Genomic DNA, 14,042 nt, shown 5'->3' with positions numbered 1-14,042 from the left:
CTGCCGGAACGCTCGACGACGAGCGTCGAGTCAGGTCACGCTCTCGACGGCACGTCGATATCGACCGCTTTCCCAGATCGCGACCTGCCGGAACGCTCGACGACGAGCGTCAGGTCAGGTCACGCTCTCGACGGCACGTCGATATCGACCGCTTTCCCAGATCGCGACCTGCCGAAACGCCGGACGGCGAGCGCTCGGATGGGTGGAGGGGTACTTCGGCCAAAGGCAGGGTCTTTTGAACCGCCAAGACGCCAGAAGACGCCAAGATTTTTGTGTTTTTCTTGGCGTCTTCTGGCGTCTTGGCGGTTCCATCATCACGGCTTCGCGGAGCCCGACGCCGACCACGGCCCGCACGTCGGCAGGCCCGCGGTCTTCTGGACGCACGCGGCCGTCACGGGCGACGTCACGACAGCCGCGATCTTCCCCGCGGCCACGTGCTCACACACGGCGGTCGGCAGCTGGATCCGCCCGTCGTCCTCCACCCGGAAGCCATCGGCGCTGCCGGCGTCGAGCGCCACAAGGCAACGGTCGGCGTCATCGCAGATCCCGTCGCCCGCGGCGGTCTCCAGCGCCACGTTGAGCGGGACCCCGGCCTCGCCAGCGATCGAGCAGGCCGCGTCGACCTCCGCAGGCGCCGTGCCCTGGAAGCAGGCCGTCACGTCGAAGCAATCGCCGTCGCCGTCTCCGTCTCCGCCGCCATAGACGTCGCCGGGCGCGTAGTCGGGGAGCGCGCCCGCATCGACCTCGCTCGACACACACGCCCCGGCGACGCAGGTCTGCCCTTCCGAGCAGTGCTTGTTCACCACGTCGCCGCTCTCGTCGATCTCGCCCGAGTCGTCGCAGAGGAAGTTGAGCGGCAGCGTCAGCAGCGCGACGCGGTTCTTCGGGATCCTCGTGACCGCCTCGCGCAGGACGCGCACCGCGCCGAGCTCGTCCCCGATGCGGGCGCTGACCTTGATCCGGATCGAGTCGCCGCCGCCGCTCGCGGAGAAGAAGCCGATCGTCGCCGGCAGGCGCGCGGCGGCGTCGGACTCGCCGAGCCGCTCGTAGGACGCCGAGAACTTGGGCGTGCCGCCCTCGAACACCTGCACCTGGAGGGCGCTGAAGTCGTCGGGCATGGCGAGATCCGTCGAGACGGCGAGCATGATCTCGTCCGGCGGAGAGCACCCGCAGGCCGCGACAGCGACGAGCGCGGCGAGCGCCGCCCGGGCAGCGGCGCTCATCGGCCACCCCCGAAGGGGATCGTGAACGTGGCGCCGCCCTTCCGGGACAGGGCGACCGAGCCGGGCGACGTGCGGCCCTCGACCGGCGGCTCCGGCCCGAAGACCCCCGTGGCGACGAGGACCGCGCCCGCGGCCACCAGCACACCGCCGCCGATCCAGAGCCAGGTCTCGACGTTCCCTTGCTTGGGCTGCGGCGCCAGCGTGACCTGCACGCGGCGCGTCTGGTCGTCCTGGATCATCACCTCGGACTGGTGCGACACCATCCCGGACGCCGTGACGCGGAGCGCGTGACCGCCGCTCGGCACGGGCCCGTCGTAGCCGCCGCGGCCGACCACGCGGCCGTCGATGGAGATGACCGCGTCCGGCGCCGCCGTGACGATGAGGCGCCCCTGGTGGACCTCCTTCTCCAGCGTGGCCGTGACCGTGACGTCACCGCCGCCCGTCACCTGCTGGGAGACCTCGACGTCCTTGAAGCCCTTCTTGGTCACCCGGATCTTCCGGGTGCCGACGTCGAGCAGCACGGGCTCGCTCAGCGGCGTCTGGCCGACCTCCTCGCCGTCGACGAAGACCGTGGCCCCCGCCTCGCTGGCCTTCAGATCGAGCCGGCTCACGTAGGCCTTCGTCGCCTCGATGAGCGCGGCGGCGTCCTTGCGATCCTGCTCCCCGAGCTGGGGGCCGGCGTCCCTGAGGAGCTTCTCGACCGTCCCGAGGAGGCGCGCGTAGCGCTTCAGGTTCTTCTGGCAGAGGGCGATGTTCCAGAGCAGCCGCGGGTCGCCGGAGAGCTCGAAGGAACGCTCGAACTTGATGATGGCGTTGCGGTAGTCGCCGTCGTTGAAGAGGATCCGCGCGGCCTCGTACTCGGCCTTCGCCTCGCCGGTGAGCGTCGCGGACAGCGGCCCCTGGGCAGCAGGAGCGCCCGCGGCCGGCGCGCCAGCGGCAGGAGCGGGCTGCGCCGCCACCGGCGCCGGCTGCGCTCCCGCCGGCGCCGGCTGCGCCCCCGCGGGCGCGAGGGCCGTCAGCACGGCGCCGCCGAGCGCGACCGCGGCGCCGACGCGCAGGCTCCTGCTGCTCCACAGCGGGAGCCGTTCGCTTCCTGGCCAACTCATCTGGGCTTACCTTTGTCGTTCAGCACATCGAAGATGCTCCCCGGCTGCGCGGCGGTCGCGGTCGCGGTCGGCGCGGCGGTCGCGGCCGGCGCGGCCGAGGGCGCGGCGGTGGGCTTCGGCCGAGGCCCGGTGGCGACCGGCGTCGCGCTCGCCGGCGCCTTCGGCCCGGCGGTCGACAGCGGCGCAGCGGTGGCCACCGGCGCGGCGGTCGCCACCGGGGACACGGTCGCCGACGGCGCCGCGGTCGCCGGCGGCTGCGGCTCCGCGGTCACCTCCGGAGGTGCGACAGGAGGGGGAGCCGGCGTCGCGGGCGCGGAGGGCTCGGCGGAGGCGGTCGCCGCCACGGCCGACGGGTCGGCGGGAGGAGCGTCCGCGCCGCCATGGAACGTGACGAAGCGCAGGACCCCGCCGATCACCACGGCGACGCCCACCACGGCCAGCGCGAGCACGACGCCGCTCCGCGAGCGCGCCCCGGGCGCGGCGCCCCCGGCCGCCCAGCCGGGCGCGGTGCCCGCCGGGCCTGCGGTGTGGCCGACCGCGCCGCCCGCCGTCGCGCCGGCAGGCGGCGCCGCGCTGTGCCGCGCTGTCGCCGCGGGGACGCCGCTCGCGCGGTCCTGCGACGTCTGCCAGGCGGGCGGCGTGCTCATGCGCTCGCGCACGGAGCTCGCCCGGTCCCGGAACGAGACCGCGGGGACGAGCCCCAGCGTCCGCTCGATCCGCTCCAGCGAGGCCAGCGCGAGCGGAGGCCCGAAATCGACGATGGCGCCCGCGAGCTCGGCGACCGACTTGAAGCGCTTCGTGACGTCCCTCTCGAGGCAGCGCAGGATCGCCGCCTCGAGGCCCGGCGGCAGGTCGCGCCGGAACGTCGTCGGGGGCGGCGGCGGCTCGGTGTTGATCATCAGGATGAGCTCGGACAGCGAGCTCGCGTCGAAGGGGACACGCGCGGTGAGCAGCTGGTAGAGGATGGCGCCGAGCGACCAGATGTCCGCGCGCGCGTCGACCGAGCGCGCCGAGCGCATCTGCTCGGGCGCCATGTAGAGCGGCGAGCCGAGCACCATCGCCGTCTTCGTCAGCCCGAGCTCCGGCTCGGCCCCGGCCGTCGACGGGTCCGCCAGCGCCTTCGAGATGCCGAAATCGAGCACCTTCACCATGCCGCTGCCGTCCGCCGCCCGCGTGAGGAAGAGGTTCGCCGGCTTGAGATCGCGGTGGATGATGCCGGCCGCGTGCGCCTCGGCGATGGCCTCGCAGGCCTCGAGCACGTAGCCCACGGCCTCCTCCAGCTCGAGCGGGCCGCTCCGCCGCAGCGTCTCCTGGAGGTCGCTCCCCTCCAGGTACTCCATCACCATGAACGGCGCGCCCGTCTCGAGCGTCCCGACGTCGAGCACGCGCGCGACGTGCTCGCTCTTCAGGCGCACCGCCGCGCGCGCCTCGCGCACGAAGCGCTCCACCATCTCGTCGTTGGCGCCGGGGTGGAGCAGCTTGATGGCGACCCGCTGGTGGAGCTGCTCGTGCAGCGCGGCGACGACGACGCCCATGCCCCCTTGCCCGAGGATGCGCTCGACCCGGTATTTTCCCGATAGAATTTGACCTTCGGTGACCGGTGAGCTCACGGACGCTCCTGCGCTGGGGCTGCCTCCAGGGCGCCACCACCGCCACGTTATTCAGGGGGCCACCTTATGCGATCCGACGCTCGCATCCAAGGCCGTTGCCGCGTTACCTGCCGCGTCATCGGGAGTCATCGGGATCACGCCGCTTCCCTTGCCGCCAAGCGCGACTACCCTACGCGCCATGCCCCGCATCGCCAACGTCCAGCGCAAGACGCGCGAGACCGACATCCGCATCGAGATCGATCTCGACGGCCAGGGCCGCTCGGAGATCAAGACGCCGCTCCCCTTCCTCACGCACATGCTCGATCAGATCGCCCGCCACGGCCTGTTCGACCTCACCATCCACGCCGAGGGCGACGTCGAGATCGACGGCCACCACACGACCGAGGACTGCGGCATCACCCTGGGCACGGCCGTGCAGAAGGCGCTCGGCGACAAGGCGGGCATCGCCCGCTACGGCGAGGCGACGCTCCCCATGGATGAGGCGCTCGCGCAGTGCGCGCTGGACCTCTCGGGCAGGCCGTACTTCGTCTGGCGCGTGCCGCTGCCCAAGGCGAAGCTCGGCACCTGGGACGTCGAGCTGGCCCCGGTGTTCTTCGAGGGCTTCGCGCGCGGCGTCGGCGCGAACCTCCACGTCCGCCTCATCGAGGGGGACAACCTGCACCACATCGTCGAGATCTGCTTCAAGTCGTTCGCCAAGGCGCTGATGAAGGCGACCCGGATCGAGCCGCGCGTCGCCGGCATCCCGTCCACCAAGGGGAGCCTCTGAGCCATGCAAGCCATCGCGCTCGTCGATCTCGGGATGGGCAACCTGCGCTCCGTGGAGCGGGCGCTCCTCCAGGCCGCCGAGGACTCCGGCGCGTCGTGCGCGGTGACGCGCTCGGGCGACCCGGAGATCATCGGCCGGGCCGACAAGGTGGTGGTGCCCGGCCAGGGCGCCTTCCGCGACTGCGCCGCGGCGCTGCAGAGCGGCATCGGCGAGGCGCTGCGCGCGCAGATCCGGAAGGGGACGCCCTACCTCGGCATCTGCCTCGGCATGCAGGCGCTCTTCGACGGGAGCGAGGAGGCGGAGGGCGCGCGCGGGCTCGGCGTGTTCCCCGGCACCGTCAAGCGCCTCACGCCTCAGCCGAGCGCGGCCGAGGCGGACGCGGTCGCCGGCCAGCCGTGGGTCGGGATCAAGATCCCCCACATGGGCTGGAACCGCATCGCGTTCGCGCGCGAGGTGGCGGGCCCGCTCGGCGTGTTCGCGGGCGAGCGCCCCTTCGTCTACTTCGTCCACAGCTACCACGCCGTCCCGCTCGACCCCGCGCTGGTCGCGGCGACGACGGAGCACGGCCCGCACCGCATCACCGCCGCGATCGAGCGGGACAACGTCACCGCGACGCAGTTCCACCCCGAGAAGAGCCAGGCCGCCGGCCTGCGCCTGCTCGCCCGCTTCCTCGACGGCTGACCCGCGCGCCTCAGTGCGGGCGCAGCAGGCGCTGGTGCACCTGCTTGACCTGCGCGAGCTTGAGGCGCGCCCCCCGGGGAAGCTCGGGCGCGCGCGCCGCGCTCGCGCCGCGCCGCGCCCGCGCCGGGCGCGAGGGCGGAATCGGCGAGGAGATCGACGAGGAGCGCCGCGCCGCCCTCACCCGCTGCGGCCGCCGCGGGGCGAGCGGGAGATCGACGATGAACGCAGCGCCGCAGCCGAGCTCGCTCTCGACGCGGATCGCGCCGCCGTGCGCGCGCGCGGCGACGTGCGCGATGTACAGGCCGAGCCCCAGGCCGCCGAAGCGCTCCACCGGGACGGCCCGCTCGAAGCGCGCGAAGATCCGCTCGTGGTCCTCCCGGGCGATCCCCATGCCGTGGTCGCGCACGATGAGCCGCGCCCGCGCGCGCGTGGCGCGCACCTCGATCGCGATCGGCTTGCCCTCGCCGAAGGTGATCGCGTTCTTGATCAGGTGGAACGTCATGCGCTCGAGCTGGGACCGGTCCCACCAGCCGATCACCGAGCCCTCGGCCGCGACCGAGATGGCGCCGCACGCGGCCGGCCGATGCGCGACCGCCGTCGCGACCACCTCGCGGATGAGCCCGACGAGATCGAGCGGCTGGCGGGCCGGGGCGCCGTGGGCCAGGCCGCCGTGCCTCGCCTGGAACATGTCGTCGCAGAGCCGGGCGAGGCGGCCGAGCTGACGGTCGAAGACGGCCAGCATCGCCGCCGCCCACGCCGGGGTCTTCTCGGGCTCCTGCTCGCTCATCCGCTTCGTCAGCTGGAGCTGCAGGAGGAGCGAGGTCACGGGCGTCCTGATCTCGTGCGCGGCGAGCACGAGGAAGTCCTCCCGGATCCGGGCGGTGTCGTCCCGGATGGGGACGGCGGGGATACGAGGGTCGACGTCGTCAAAAAACGCGGTCATGGCAGAGCCTGCTGGGCGGAGTTGTGGTGTGCCCCCGCGCCGGCGAACGCATGGAGTGTGCCACCCCCGCAGGGCTCGCGGATTGGCACTTCTGGCGGCAGGAGAACGCCACATCTGCCGAGCGGACGCGCGTCAAGGCGTCGCATTGCGCCGTCCACTGCGCAAAACCCCGCGAGGCAAGCCGAGCCGCCTGGACCGCGAGCCAGGGGCAGCGCCTCGGGTCACGCCGGAGCGCCGCCAGGCTGCAGCGGTACACGGGTAAGGGCGCACCCCTGCTTGCGGGCCAGGGTCCGCGGAGCAGCTTTGTCCGCATGCAACACCAGAGTGAAGAGCAACACCGGAGTGTGGAGCCGGGTGCCAAGGCTCAGGTCCGTGGATCGATGAGCGAGCTGCACGCGCTCCTCAGGGAGTTCGACACTGCCATGCTCGTCACGATGACCCCGGAGGGGCTGATGCGAGGGCGGCCCATGGAGATCCAGGAGCCGGCCGAGCTGATGGATTGCGATCTCTGGTTCGTGACGGAGGACGAGGCGGCGAAGACAGGCGAGATCACCCGCGAGCACCAGGTGGCGGTCTGCTGCTACAGGCCGCGGGACCGGGCGTACATCTCGATCTCGGCGCGCGCGACGGTCGAGAGGAACGAGGAGAAGATCCGGAGCCTCTGGAAGCCGTCGTGGAAGGCGTGGCTGCCGGCCGGCCCCACCCACCCTCACGCCGCCTTCCTGAAGCTCTATGTCGAGCGCGCCGAGTACTGGGAGCCCGAGGGCGGCCGGCTGCGGGTCCTCTACGAGAAGGCCAAGGCGCTCGTCCAGCGGAGATCGGCGGAAGACAAGCTGAACCCGCCGAAGCACATCTGATCCGCGCCGCCCCCGGGGCGGCGATCGAGCAGGCGTGACCCGAGGCGAGGTGGCGCCTGGGCTGGATGAACCCCGGATGGATCAGCCAGCTGTCGGCGTGGCGCCGGCCGCGCGCCGTGCGCGCTCCCCATCGGGGGTGCCGCGGCCCTCGAGCGCCGCGCAGATCTCGGCGAAGCTGTCGAAGGGCGTATACGGTATCCCCTCGCGGGCGCAGAGCACGTCGAGGGCGCTGTCCCGCACCGCGAACACGTGATCGCAGCACCGCGCCGCGGGGTAGTCCAGCCGGCCGTCGCCGATGTAGACCGTGGAGGTCTCGCCGGTGGCCGCCTTCAGCTGATCGAGCACGCGGATCTTGAAGTCCTCGCCGGGGCCGAGCGGCACCGCCTCCGGCACTGTCACGCGCCAGCGCCCATCGAAGACGGCATCGAAGCAGGAGAACGCCGTGCCCGGCGGCAGGAACTCGCGGATGTAGAACGGCAGGCCGTGGCTGATCACGTGGAACACCCACGCCCGGTGGGCGCACAGGGCCAGGAGATCCTCGAAGCCCGACCGCAGCTCGGCGTGCGGGCGCAGCTCGTCCAGGAGCTCGGCGGCCGGGCGATCCACGTCGGCGTAGCCGCGGCGGAGGAGCTCGAACGGCGTGAGCTGGCCGCCGACGGCAGGCGCGAGCAGCACCTGCCGCCAGTCATAGCCAAGGTGGGCGTCCCAGATCCGGTTCGTCAGGTCGTCGCGGGTGATGGTCCCGTCGAAGTCGCAAAGAATGAGCACGACCGCTGATTTGCACGCCGCCACGCCGGACGCCACCGCCGCGCTGCCCTGACCTGCCCTCGCCACGGGATCGCCTCCCACGGCGAGGGTTGGCGCCCCCGTGTCGGGCCTCCGCGCAGGATCAGGCGCCGTCAGGCGCCGGTCGCGGCCGGGCCGCGACCGTCACAGCGAGACAGGGAACGGATTGCGCTCGTTGAAGCCGGCCTGGTGGAAGTAGGGATACGGCAGCTTCGTCTTGCTCGCAGCGTCCAGCTTCGCGATGTGCTCTGGCGCGAGGGTCCAGCCGACGGCCCCGAGGTTCTGCCGAAGCTGCTCCTCGTTGCGAGCGCCGATGATCACGTTCGCGACGCTCGGCCGCTGCAGCAGCCAGTTGAGCGCGATCTGCGGGACGGTCTTGCCCGTCTCCTTCGCCACCGCGTCGAGCGCGTCGACGACACCATAGAGGTACTCGTCGTCGATCTGCGGCCCCCCGTCGACAGAGAGCTTGTTCCGGAGCCGGCTGACCTCCGGCAACGGCTGCCCGCGCCGGATCTTCCCCGTGAGCCGCCCCCAGCCCAGCGGGCTCCAGACCACCGCGCCGACCTTCTGATCGAGCGCCAGCGGCATCAGCTCCCACTCGTAGTCGCGCGCCACCAGCGAATAATACGCCTGGTGCGCCACGTACCGAGAGAGGCCATACTTCTCCGACACCGCGAGCGACTTCATCAGGTGCCAGCCGGAGAAATTCGAACAGCCGAGGTAGCGGATCTTCCCCGCTCGCACGAGATCGTCCAGCGTGCCGAGCGTCTCCTCGAGCGGCGTGACAGCGTCGAAGCCGTGCAGCTGGAAGAGATCGATATAATCCGTCTGCAGCCGGCGCAGGCTCCCCTCGATCGACCGGATCAGGTGATACCGCGACGAGCCGACGTCGTTGGGGCCCGGTCCGCTCCGGAACGTCGCCTTGGTGGAGATGATGACCTTGTCGCGCCTGCCCTTGATCGCATGGCCGAGGATCTCCTCGGCCATCCCGTCGGAGTAGATGTCGGCCGAGTCGAACATGTTCATCCCGGCCTCGAGCGAGACGTCGACCAGCCGAGTCGCCTCGGCCACGTCGCTCGCGCCCCACCCCCGGAAGAACTCGTTGGAGCCACCGAACGTCCCCGTCCCGAGACTCAGCACCGGTACCTTGAACCCTGACCCGCCGAGCTGTCTGAACTCCATGAATCGCCTCCGCGCCAAATGGGGACAACCTCTGAGCGCGGGGGAGCGGAGCGCCGGACACCAGGATCTCGCCCCCTTGCCGCGGTCGTGGACGGTTAGGAACTCCAAAGCGATCCGGAAGTCAAGCCCCGCCGCGTCCAGCACGGGGAGGTGCACGGCGCGCCGCGGCGGCCTGCCAGCACGGCCCGTCCGGCGCGAGGTCCCGGCGACGTGAGGAGGAGCCGGCGCCCCGGGAGGCGGCGTCGCGGCCGCGCGCGTCTCGACGAGCGCGAGCGCCGCGCTCCGCGATCACAGCCCGAGATCGAACCGGAACGCCCGCAGCGCCTCCGCGCTCGCAGAGCACCGGAGGCGCTCGTCACGAGGCATCTGCCCGAGCGTGCGCGTGTGCCCGGCCGGGATGAACATCGGCTCCCAGTGGATGCCCTCGTCTCCCCGCCGCTCGCAGGCGATCTCGCCGAGGACGCTGCCCGTGTAGACACGGAGCGTCCGGCCGTCGCAATAACACACCTTCTGGACGACGTGCGCTGCGCGCGACTGCCCCGGAGGGATGAGGGAGCAAATCCGGTCCTGCAGCCGCTCCCAGAACGGCATCACGAGCGGGCCCGGAAAGCCGTTCAGGTGCTCGATGAAGAGGCCGCCGTGCTCGACGAAGAGCGGAACGAGGGAGAGCCGGTAGGCGGCGAGGGCCTCCTCGCGTACGACGGTGTCGAGATCCGACGAGAGGATCTGGGGCACGTCGAGCCGGAGGACGCGGAGCGGCGTCGGGGCGTCCTTCCATATATACGTCATGTCCGCGAGCTTGCGGTGGTTCGAGGAGACGAAATAGACCATGACCACCGCCCTCACCCGCCCAGCGAATCGAGCAAGTGCACGACGCTCTTCGTCTTGTCGTTCGGGTCGAGCTCGATGACGTCGATGTGCCAGTCCTCGAGCAGCGCGGGCTGGACGAGCCCGGCGCCGAAGGTCGCCCAGTAGCCGCGGCGGTTCGACGTGCGCTTCGCGAGCTGCGGGCTGCCCTCGATGCGCATCTGCTCCATGCGGTACCAGATGTACCGGATGTCGACGTCGCCGAAGCTGTAGCCGAGGAAGAGGAAGCTGTTGCTGAGCAGATCGGCCCGCAGGCGCTGATCGGGCGCCGCCTCGAGCCGGAGGCGGCTGAAGTACTGGGATTCGGTGAGCACCACCGTCTCGGGCCAGTCGAGATCGCCGTGAAACTTGATGACGTGGCACGCCCCCTGCGCCGGGCACCGCGCGAAGTCGTCGAACCTGGCGAGCGCCACGGCCTCCTTGCCCGCGTCCCGCAGCGCCTCCTCGATGTGGTGCTCGAAGTTGGTCGTGTAGATGGTCGAGAAGTCGCGGCGCGCCAGGGCCTTGTGCTGGCACGAGCTCCTGCGCCGCTCGTCGACCTCCCGCGCGTGGAAGCGCGCGCGCATCTCGGCGATGAAGCTGTCGAGGCCGCCCGCGCACTCCCGGGCGAAGAAGCCGGCGAGCTGAGGGGGCAGGCCGTGCAGCTCGAAGAGCGCTGGCTCGAAGCCGAGCGCGGCGCCCATCCACCCCACCAGCTCCTTCCACATCGGGAGCTGGAGCGGGGCAGAGAAGCCGGCGCCCAGAAAGGGAATGAGGCGGCCTTCCCGGTACGCCTGTCGGAGCGGGATCGCCGCTTGCTCGAGCGTCAGTACAGCCATCTTCAGCGAGCGATGGTATCCGCCCGCCGACCTCGCGCAACCAGCGCCCGCCGGGCCGGAACGACTCGCCCCGAGCGGACGTCGGCGCGGACGTCGGCCGGCGCGCAAGGACAGAAGCCGCGATGAGCCAGGACACACGCGGCAGAGCCCGGCGCTGCGGAGGAGGGCGCCGGTCGCACCTCGCTCCCCACGGCGGCAGAGCGGCGTCGAGCGGGCCCTCTCGCGAGCCGAAATGTCAGTAGAATCCCGCGCATGGCGATTCTTGGGACGGTGGCTCGGCGGCCGCTGCGCGCGGCGCGGTCCGCGCTGGTCGAGCGCCTCGGAGCGCGGCGCTGATGCAGATCGCGGCGGCTGCGGTGGCGATGTGGACGGGGGCATGCCTCGTGATCGGCGGCTGCACGGCGATCGTGGGTGTGGACAAGCCGTACCACCTGGCGGGCGGCGGAAGCGGCGGTGGGGACGTCGAGGCGTGCACGCCGGACGAGGTGCGGTGCGCGCAGAACAGGCCGCAGACGTGCGACGAAGCCGGAGCGTGGCAGGACGGAGCCGAGTGCCCGGCGGAGGCGCCCTCGTGTGATGACGGGCGCTGCGCCGTCCCTCGGAGCTGCGAGAAGATGGACGCGATCTGCGGGCCACGCGGAGACGAGGGCTGCTGCGGGAGCCTGGTGGTGCCCGGAGGCACGTTCGATCGGGGCGACGTGGAGCCGCGCCAGGCGACGGTGAGCGACTTCCGGCTGGATCGATTCGAGGTGACGGTGGGGCGGTTCCGGGCGTTCCTTTCGGAGTACCCGGCGAGCTGGCCGGCGGTGGGCGCAGGAGCGCACCCGAAGATTCCGGACAGCGGGTGGCGCGCTGCGTGGGACGCCGACCTGCCCGTGGACCGGGCGGCGCTGTCGGCGTCGCTGCACTGCGAGGATCCCTATTTTTCATGGACCGACGAGGTGGGCGATCACGAGCTCCTGCCCGCGGCCTGCGTGAGCTGGTACGTGGCGTTCGCGTTCTGCGCGTGGGACGGCGGTCGGCTGCCCACGGCAGCGGAGCGGCGGTACGCGGCCGCCGGCGGGGAGGAGCAGCGCACGTATCCATGGTCGGGCCCGGAGAGCGCCCCGGAGCCCGACGCGAGCTACGCGGTGTACGGGTGCGGCCTCGATGGGTCGTGCGAGATCGCGGACCTCCAGCCGGGCGGGTCGAGGTCGCCGCGGGGAGACGGGCGGTGGGGACAGGCGGACCTGGGGGGAAACGTGTGGGAGTGGGTGCTGGATTCGTTCGCGACGAACGACGCGCTCCCGCTCGATTGCGAGGATTGCGCCGTCATCACGCCCGACACGAACCACATGATCTGGGGCGGGGGCTGGCGCAGCGAGGAGGCTACATTGCTCACCTCGGCCTTCCAGGAGCGCTCGCCGACCGGCCACTTCGCCGGCGCAGGGCTGCGGTGCGCACGAGCGCGGTGATGCGCGCGGTCGCGCGGTCGCGCGTCGCGGCCGCCGCTCCGCGCAGCGCGCGCCGTCCTTGGCGGGGTCCCGGGATCCTTGACGCGACAGCCGCCGCGCGCGACCCTCCCGCCGTGTCGGGCACGCTCGCGGACGGAACGATCTTCGCGCACCGCTATCGCGTGGCGCGCCTCCTCGCCGTGGGCGCGATGGGGTCCGTCTACGAGGTGGTGCACATCGAGACGAACCGCCGCCGGGCGCTGAAGGTGATGCACGCGTACCTCTTCCAGAGCGAGGAGATGCGCAGCCGCTTCAAGCGCGAGGCGCAGATCACGGCGGACATCGAGAGCGAGTACATCGTCGACGTCTTCGACGCGGGCATCGACGAGCCGACAGGGATGCCGTTCCTCGTGATGGAGCTGCTCCGCGGCGAGGAGCTCGGCCAGCGCCTCAAGCGCCTCGGCAGGCTGCCTCCCGGCGAGGTCGCGACGTACCTCCAGCAGACCGCGTCGGCCCTCGACCGGACGCACGCGGCGTCCATCATCCACCGGGATCTCAAGCCCGAGAACCTGTTCGTCACGCAGCGGGACGACGGGACGCCCCGCATGAAGATCCTCGATTTCGGCGTGGCGAAGCTGCTCGCCGAGGGCGGGACGGCGGCCGGCATCACGCGCAGCCTCGGGACGCCCATCTACATGGCGCCCGAGCAGTTCCGCACCGACACGAAGCTCACCAGCGCCGTGGACATCTACGCGCTCGGGATGATCGCGTACACGCTGCTCGTGGGGACGCCGTACTGGAGCCCGGAGGCGCTCAGCGCGAACGACGTGATCGCGTTCGCGCTCGTGGTCGTCCACGGGCCGCAGGAGCCGCCGGTCCACCGGGCGATGTCGCAGCGGGTGGTGCTGCCGCCGAGCTTCGATGGCTGGTTCGCCCGGGCCACGGCCGTCGATCCGGCGGCGCGGTTCCGCCTGGCGAGCGAGGCGGCGCAGGCGCTCTCGGAGCTGCTCGGCCTCGCGCCGGCCAGCAGCGGCCGTTCACCCCGCCCGACCACGCCGCCCTGGGCCATGGCGAACCCCTCGGCGCACGCGCTCGCCACGCCGGCGCCCGCGATCACCGCGCCCGCGATCACCGCGCCCGCGATCACCGCGCCCGCGATCACCGCGCCCGCGATGATGCCGCCGGTGGCGACGAGCATCGGCCCGATGGGGCCCGAGCACCCGTCCCGCGCTCCGGCCGCGCCCCTAGCGGCGACGATGGAGACGTCGGTGACGTCCGTCCCCTCGGGGAACATCGCGCCGGCGGCGCCGAACCGAGCCCCGCTCGTCGCCGCCGCGGTCGTCCTCGGGCTCGGGGTGCTCGGCGCAGGGACCTGGCTCCTGATCCGCGCCGGATCCCAGGCCGAGCCCGCGGCGGCCGCGCCGTCGGAGGGCCCTGCGCTGGACGCCGGCTCGGCGAGCGCCGCGGCGACCGCCGCGCCGAGCGCGACGACGCCGGCAGAGCCGTCGGCGCCGGCGCCCAGCGCCTCCGCGCCGGCGATCGCCGCGGCCCAACCCGCGCCCAGCGCGAGCGCCAGCGCGGGGCCGGCCGCGCGCGGGGCGGCGGGCGCTGCCCCGAAGGCGACGCCGAGGCCCGCGTCGACAGAGCGAAGAGGCTCCCCCGCTCGCCCCAAAGTCCCTTTGCTCGGACGAGATTGAGGCCGATGTCCGCCAGGCTGCCGGTCCGATCCTCGCCGACACCGCTCGACACCTTCTCTCGTGGATGCCCCAG

Annotated in this window: 13 protein-coding genes; 5 read left to right on the top strand and 8 right to left on the bottom strand. The window is 72.3% G+C overall.

Annotation, left to right across the window (positions count from 1 at the left end):
* Positions 1–314: 314 nt before the first annotated feature.
* The 3 genes from POL72_RS24815 to POL72_RS24805 are packed head-to-tail and all read right to left on the bottom strand — an operon-like array spanning position 315 to position 3,939.
* Positions 315–1,223, bottom strand: a complete 909-nt coding sequence (locus POL72_RS24815; RefSeq protein ID WP_272098037.1) for a hypothetical protein — start codon at positions 1,221–1,223, stop codon at positions 315–317.
* Positions 1,220–2,329 (bottom strand): PEGA domain-containing protein, encoded by a 1,110-nt coding sequence (locus POL72_RS24810; RefSeq protein WP_272098036.1) that lies wholly within the window; start codon positions 2,327–2,329, stop codon positions 1,220–1,222. The genes POL72_RS24815 and POL72_RS24810 overlap by 4 nt, the downstream gene beginning before the upstream one ends.
* Entirely contained in the window at positions 2,326–3,939 is a 1,614-nt protein-coding gene (locus tag POL72_RS24805) for a serine/threonine-protein kinase (protein WP_272098035.1), read from the bottom strand. The genes POL72_RS24810 and POL72_RS24805 overlap by 4 nt, the downstream gene beginning before the upstream one ends.
* 178 nt (positions 3,940–4,117) lie before the next feature.
* Between POL72_RS24805 and hisB the strand changes: the two genes are divergently transcribed.
* Positions 4,118–4,705 (top strand): imidazoleglycerol-phosphate dehydratase HisB, encoded by a 588-nt coding sequence (gene hisB / locus POL72_RS24800; protein ID WP_272098034.1) that lies wholly within the window; start codon positions 4,118–4,120, stop codon positions 4,703–4,705.
* Between the two features lie 3 nt (positions 4,706–4,708).
* On the top strand, positions 4,709–5,386 hold the full coding sequence (hisH, locus tag POL72_RS24795) for an imidazole glycerol phosphate synthase subunit HisH (RefSeq protein ID WP_272098033.1): 678 nt from the start codon (positions 4,709–4,711) through the stop codon (positions 5,384–5,386).
* A gap of 10 nt (positions 5,387–5,396) precedes the next feature.
* Here the strand turns inward: hisH and POL72_RS24790 are convergent, their stop codons facing one another.
* The gene (locus POL72_RS24790; RefSeq protein WP_272098032.1) at positions 5,397–6,329 is read right to left on the bottom strand and encodes a sensor histidine kinase; all 933 of its coding nucleotides are present in this window, start codon (positions 6,327–6,329) and stop codon (positions 5,397–5,399) included.
* A gap of 380 nt (positions 6,330–6,709) precedes the next feature.
* Between POL72_RS24790 and POL72_RS24785 the strand changes: the two genes are divergently transcribed.
* A complete protein-coding gene (locus POL72_RS24785) occupies positions 6,710–7,186 on the top strand; it encodes a pyridoxamine 5'-phosphate oxidase family protein (RefSeq protein WP_272098031.1) in 477 nt (158 codons plus the stop codon).
* Between the two features lie 81 nt (positions 7,187–7,267).
* On the opposite strand, the gene POL72_RS24780 is transcribed toward POL72_RS24785, so the two are convergent.
* The 4 genes from POL72_RS24780 to POL72_RS24765 all read right to left on the bottom strand — a co-directional run bounded on the left by POL72_RS24780 (position 7,268) and on the right by POL72_RS24765 (position 10,839).
* Complete coding sequence (locus POL72_RS24780) at positions 7,268–8,020, bottom strand: HAD-IB family phosphatase (protein ID WP_272098030.1); 753 nt, start codon at positions 8,018–8,020, stop codon at positions 7,268–7,270.
* 96 nt (positions 8,021–8,116) lie between these two features.
* Complete coding sequence (locus tag POL72_RS24775; protein ID WP_272098029.1) at positions 8,117–9,154, bottom strand: aldo/keto reductase; 1,038 nt, start codon at positions 9,152–9,154, stop codon at positions 8,117–8,119.
* A gap of 288 nt (positions 9,155–9,442) precedes the next feature.
* Positions 9,443–9,985, bottom strand: coding sequence for a non-canonical purine NTP pyrophosphatase (locus POL72_RS24770; protein WP_272098028.1), 543 nt, complete (start codon positions 9,983–9,985; stop codon positions 9,443–9,445).
* Between the two features lie 11 nt (positions 9,986–9,996).
* Positions 9,997–10,839 (bottom strand): SIR2 family NAD-dependent protein deacylase, encoded by an 843-nt coding sequence (locus POL72_RS24765; protein WP_272098027.1) that lies wholly within the window; start codon positions 10,837–10,839, stop codon positions 9,997–9,999.
* A 335-nt stretch (positions 10,840–11,174) separates the two neighbouring features.
* Between POL72_RS24765 and POL72_RS24760 the strand changes: the two genes are divergently transcribed.
* Both POL72_RS24760 and POL72_RS24755 read left to right on the top strand, forming a co-directional pair.
* Complete coding sequence (locus tag POL72_RS24760; protein WP_272098026.1) at positions 11,175–12,293, top strand: formylglycine-generating enzyme family protein; 1,119 nt, start codon at positions 11,175–11,177, stop codon at positions 12,291–12,293.
* A gap of 113 nt (positions 12,294–12,406) precedes the next feature.
* A complete protein-coding gene (locus POL72_RS24755; RefSeq protein WP_272098025.1) occupies positions 12,407–13,969 on the top strand; it encodes a serine/threonine-protein kinase in 1,563 nt (520 codons plus the stop codon).
* The last annotated feature ends 73 nt before the right edge of the window (positions 13,970–14,042 follow it).

Origin of the sequence: Sorangium aterium (assembly GCF_028368935.1) — a bacterium.
GTDB classification, from domain to species: Bacteria; Myxococcota_A; Polyangia; order Polyangiales; family Polyangiaceae; genus Sorangium; species Sorangium atrum.
The sequence above is the reverse complement of the archived record's forward strand: the minus strand, read 5'-3'. Positions and strand labels throughout refer to the sequence as shown.

Excerpts from the sequence above, each read along its gene's own strand:
- POL72_RS24815 (WP_272098037.1), bottom strand. The coding sequence starts at position 1,223 with ATGAGCGCCGCTGCCCGGGCGGCGCTCGCCGCGCTCGTCGCTGTCGCG.
- POL72_RS24810 (WP_272098036.1), bottom strand. The coding sequence starts at position 2,329 with ATGAGTTGGCCAGGAAGCGAACGGCTCCCGCTGTGGAGCAGCAGGAGC.
- hisB (WP_272098034.1), top strand. The coding sequence starts at position 4,118 with ATGCCCCGCATCGCCAACGTCCAGCGCAAGACGCGCGAGACCGACATC.
- hisH (WP_272098033.1), top strand. The coding sequence starts at position 4,709 with ATGCAAGCCATCGCGCTCGTCGATCTCGGGATGGGCAACCTGCGCTCC.
- POL72_RS24790 (WP_272098032.1), bottom strand. The coding sequence starts at position 6,329 with ATGACCGCGTTTTTTGACGACGTCGACCCTCGTATCCCCGCCGTCCCC.
- POL72_RS24785 (WP_272098031.1), top strand. The coding sequence starts at position 6,710 with ATGAGCGAGCTGCACGCGCTCCTCAGGGAGTTCGACACTGCCATGCTC.
- POL72_RS24775 (WP_272098029.1), bottom strand. The coding sequence starts at position 9,154 with ATGGAGTTCAGACAGCTCGGCGGGTCAGGGTTCAAGGTACCGGTGCTG.
- POL72_RS24770 (WP_272098028.1), bottom strand. The coding sequence starts at position 9,985 with ATGGTCTATTTCGTCTCCTCGAACCACCGCAAGCTCGCGGACATGACG.
- POL72_RS24765 (WP_272098027.1), bottom strand. The coding sequence starts at position 10,839 with ATGGCTGTACTGACGCTCGAGCAAGCGGCGATCCCGCTCCGACAGGCG.
- POL72_RS24760 (WP_272098026.1), top strand. The coding sequence starts at position 11,175 with ATGCAGATCGCGGCGGCTGCGGTGGCGATGTGGACGGGGGCATGCCTC.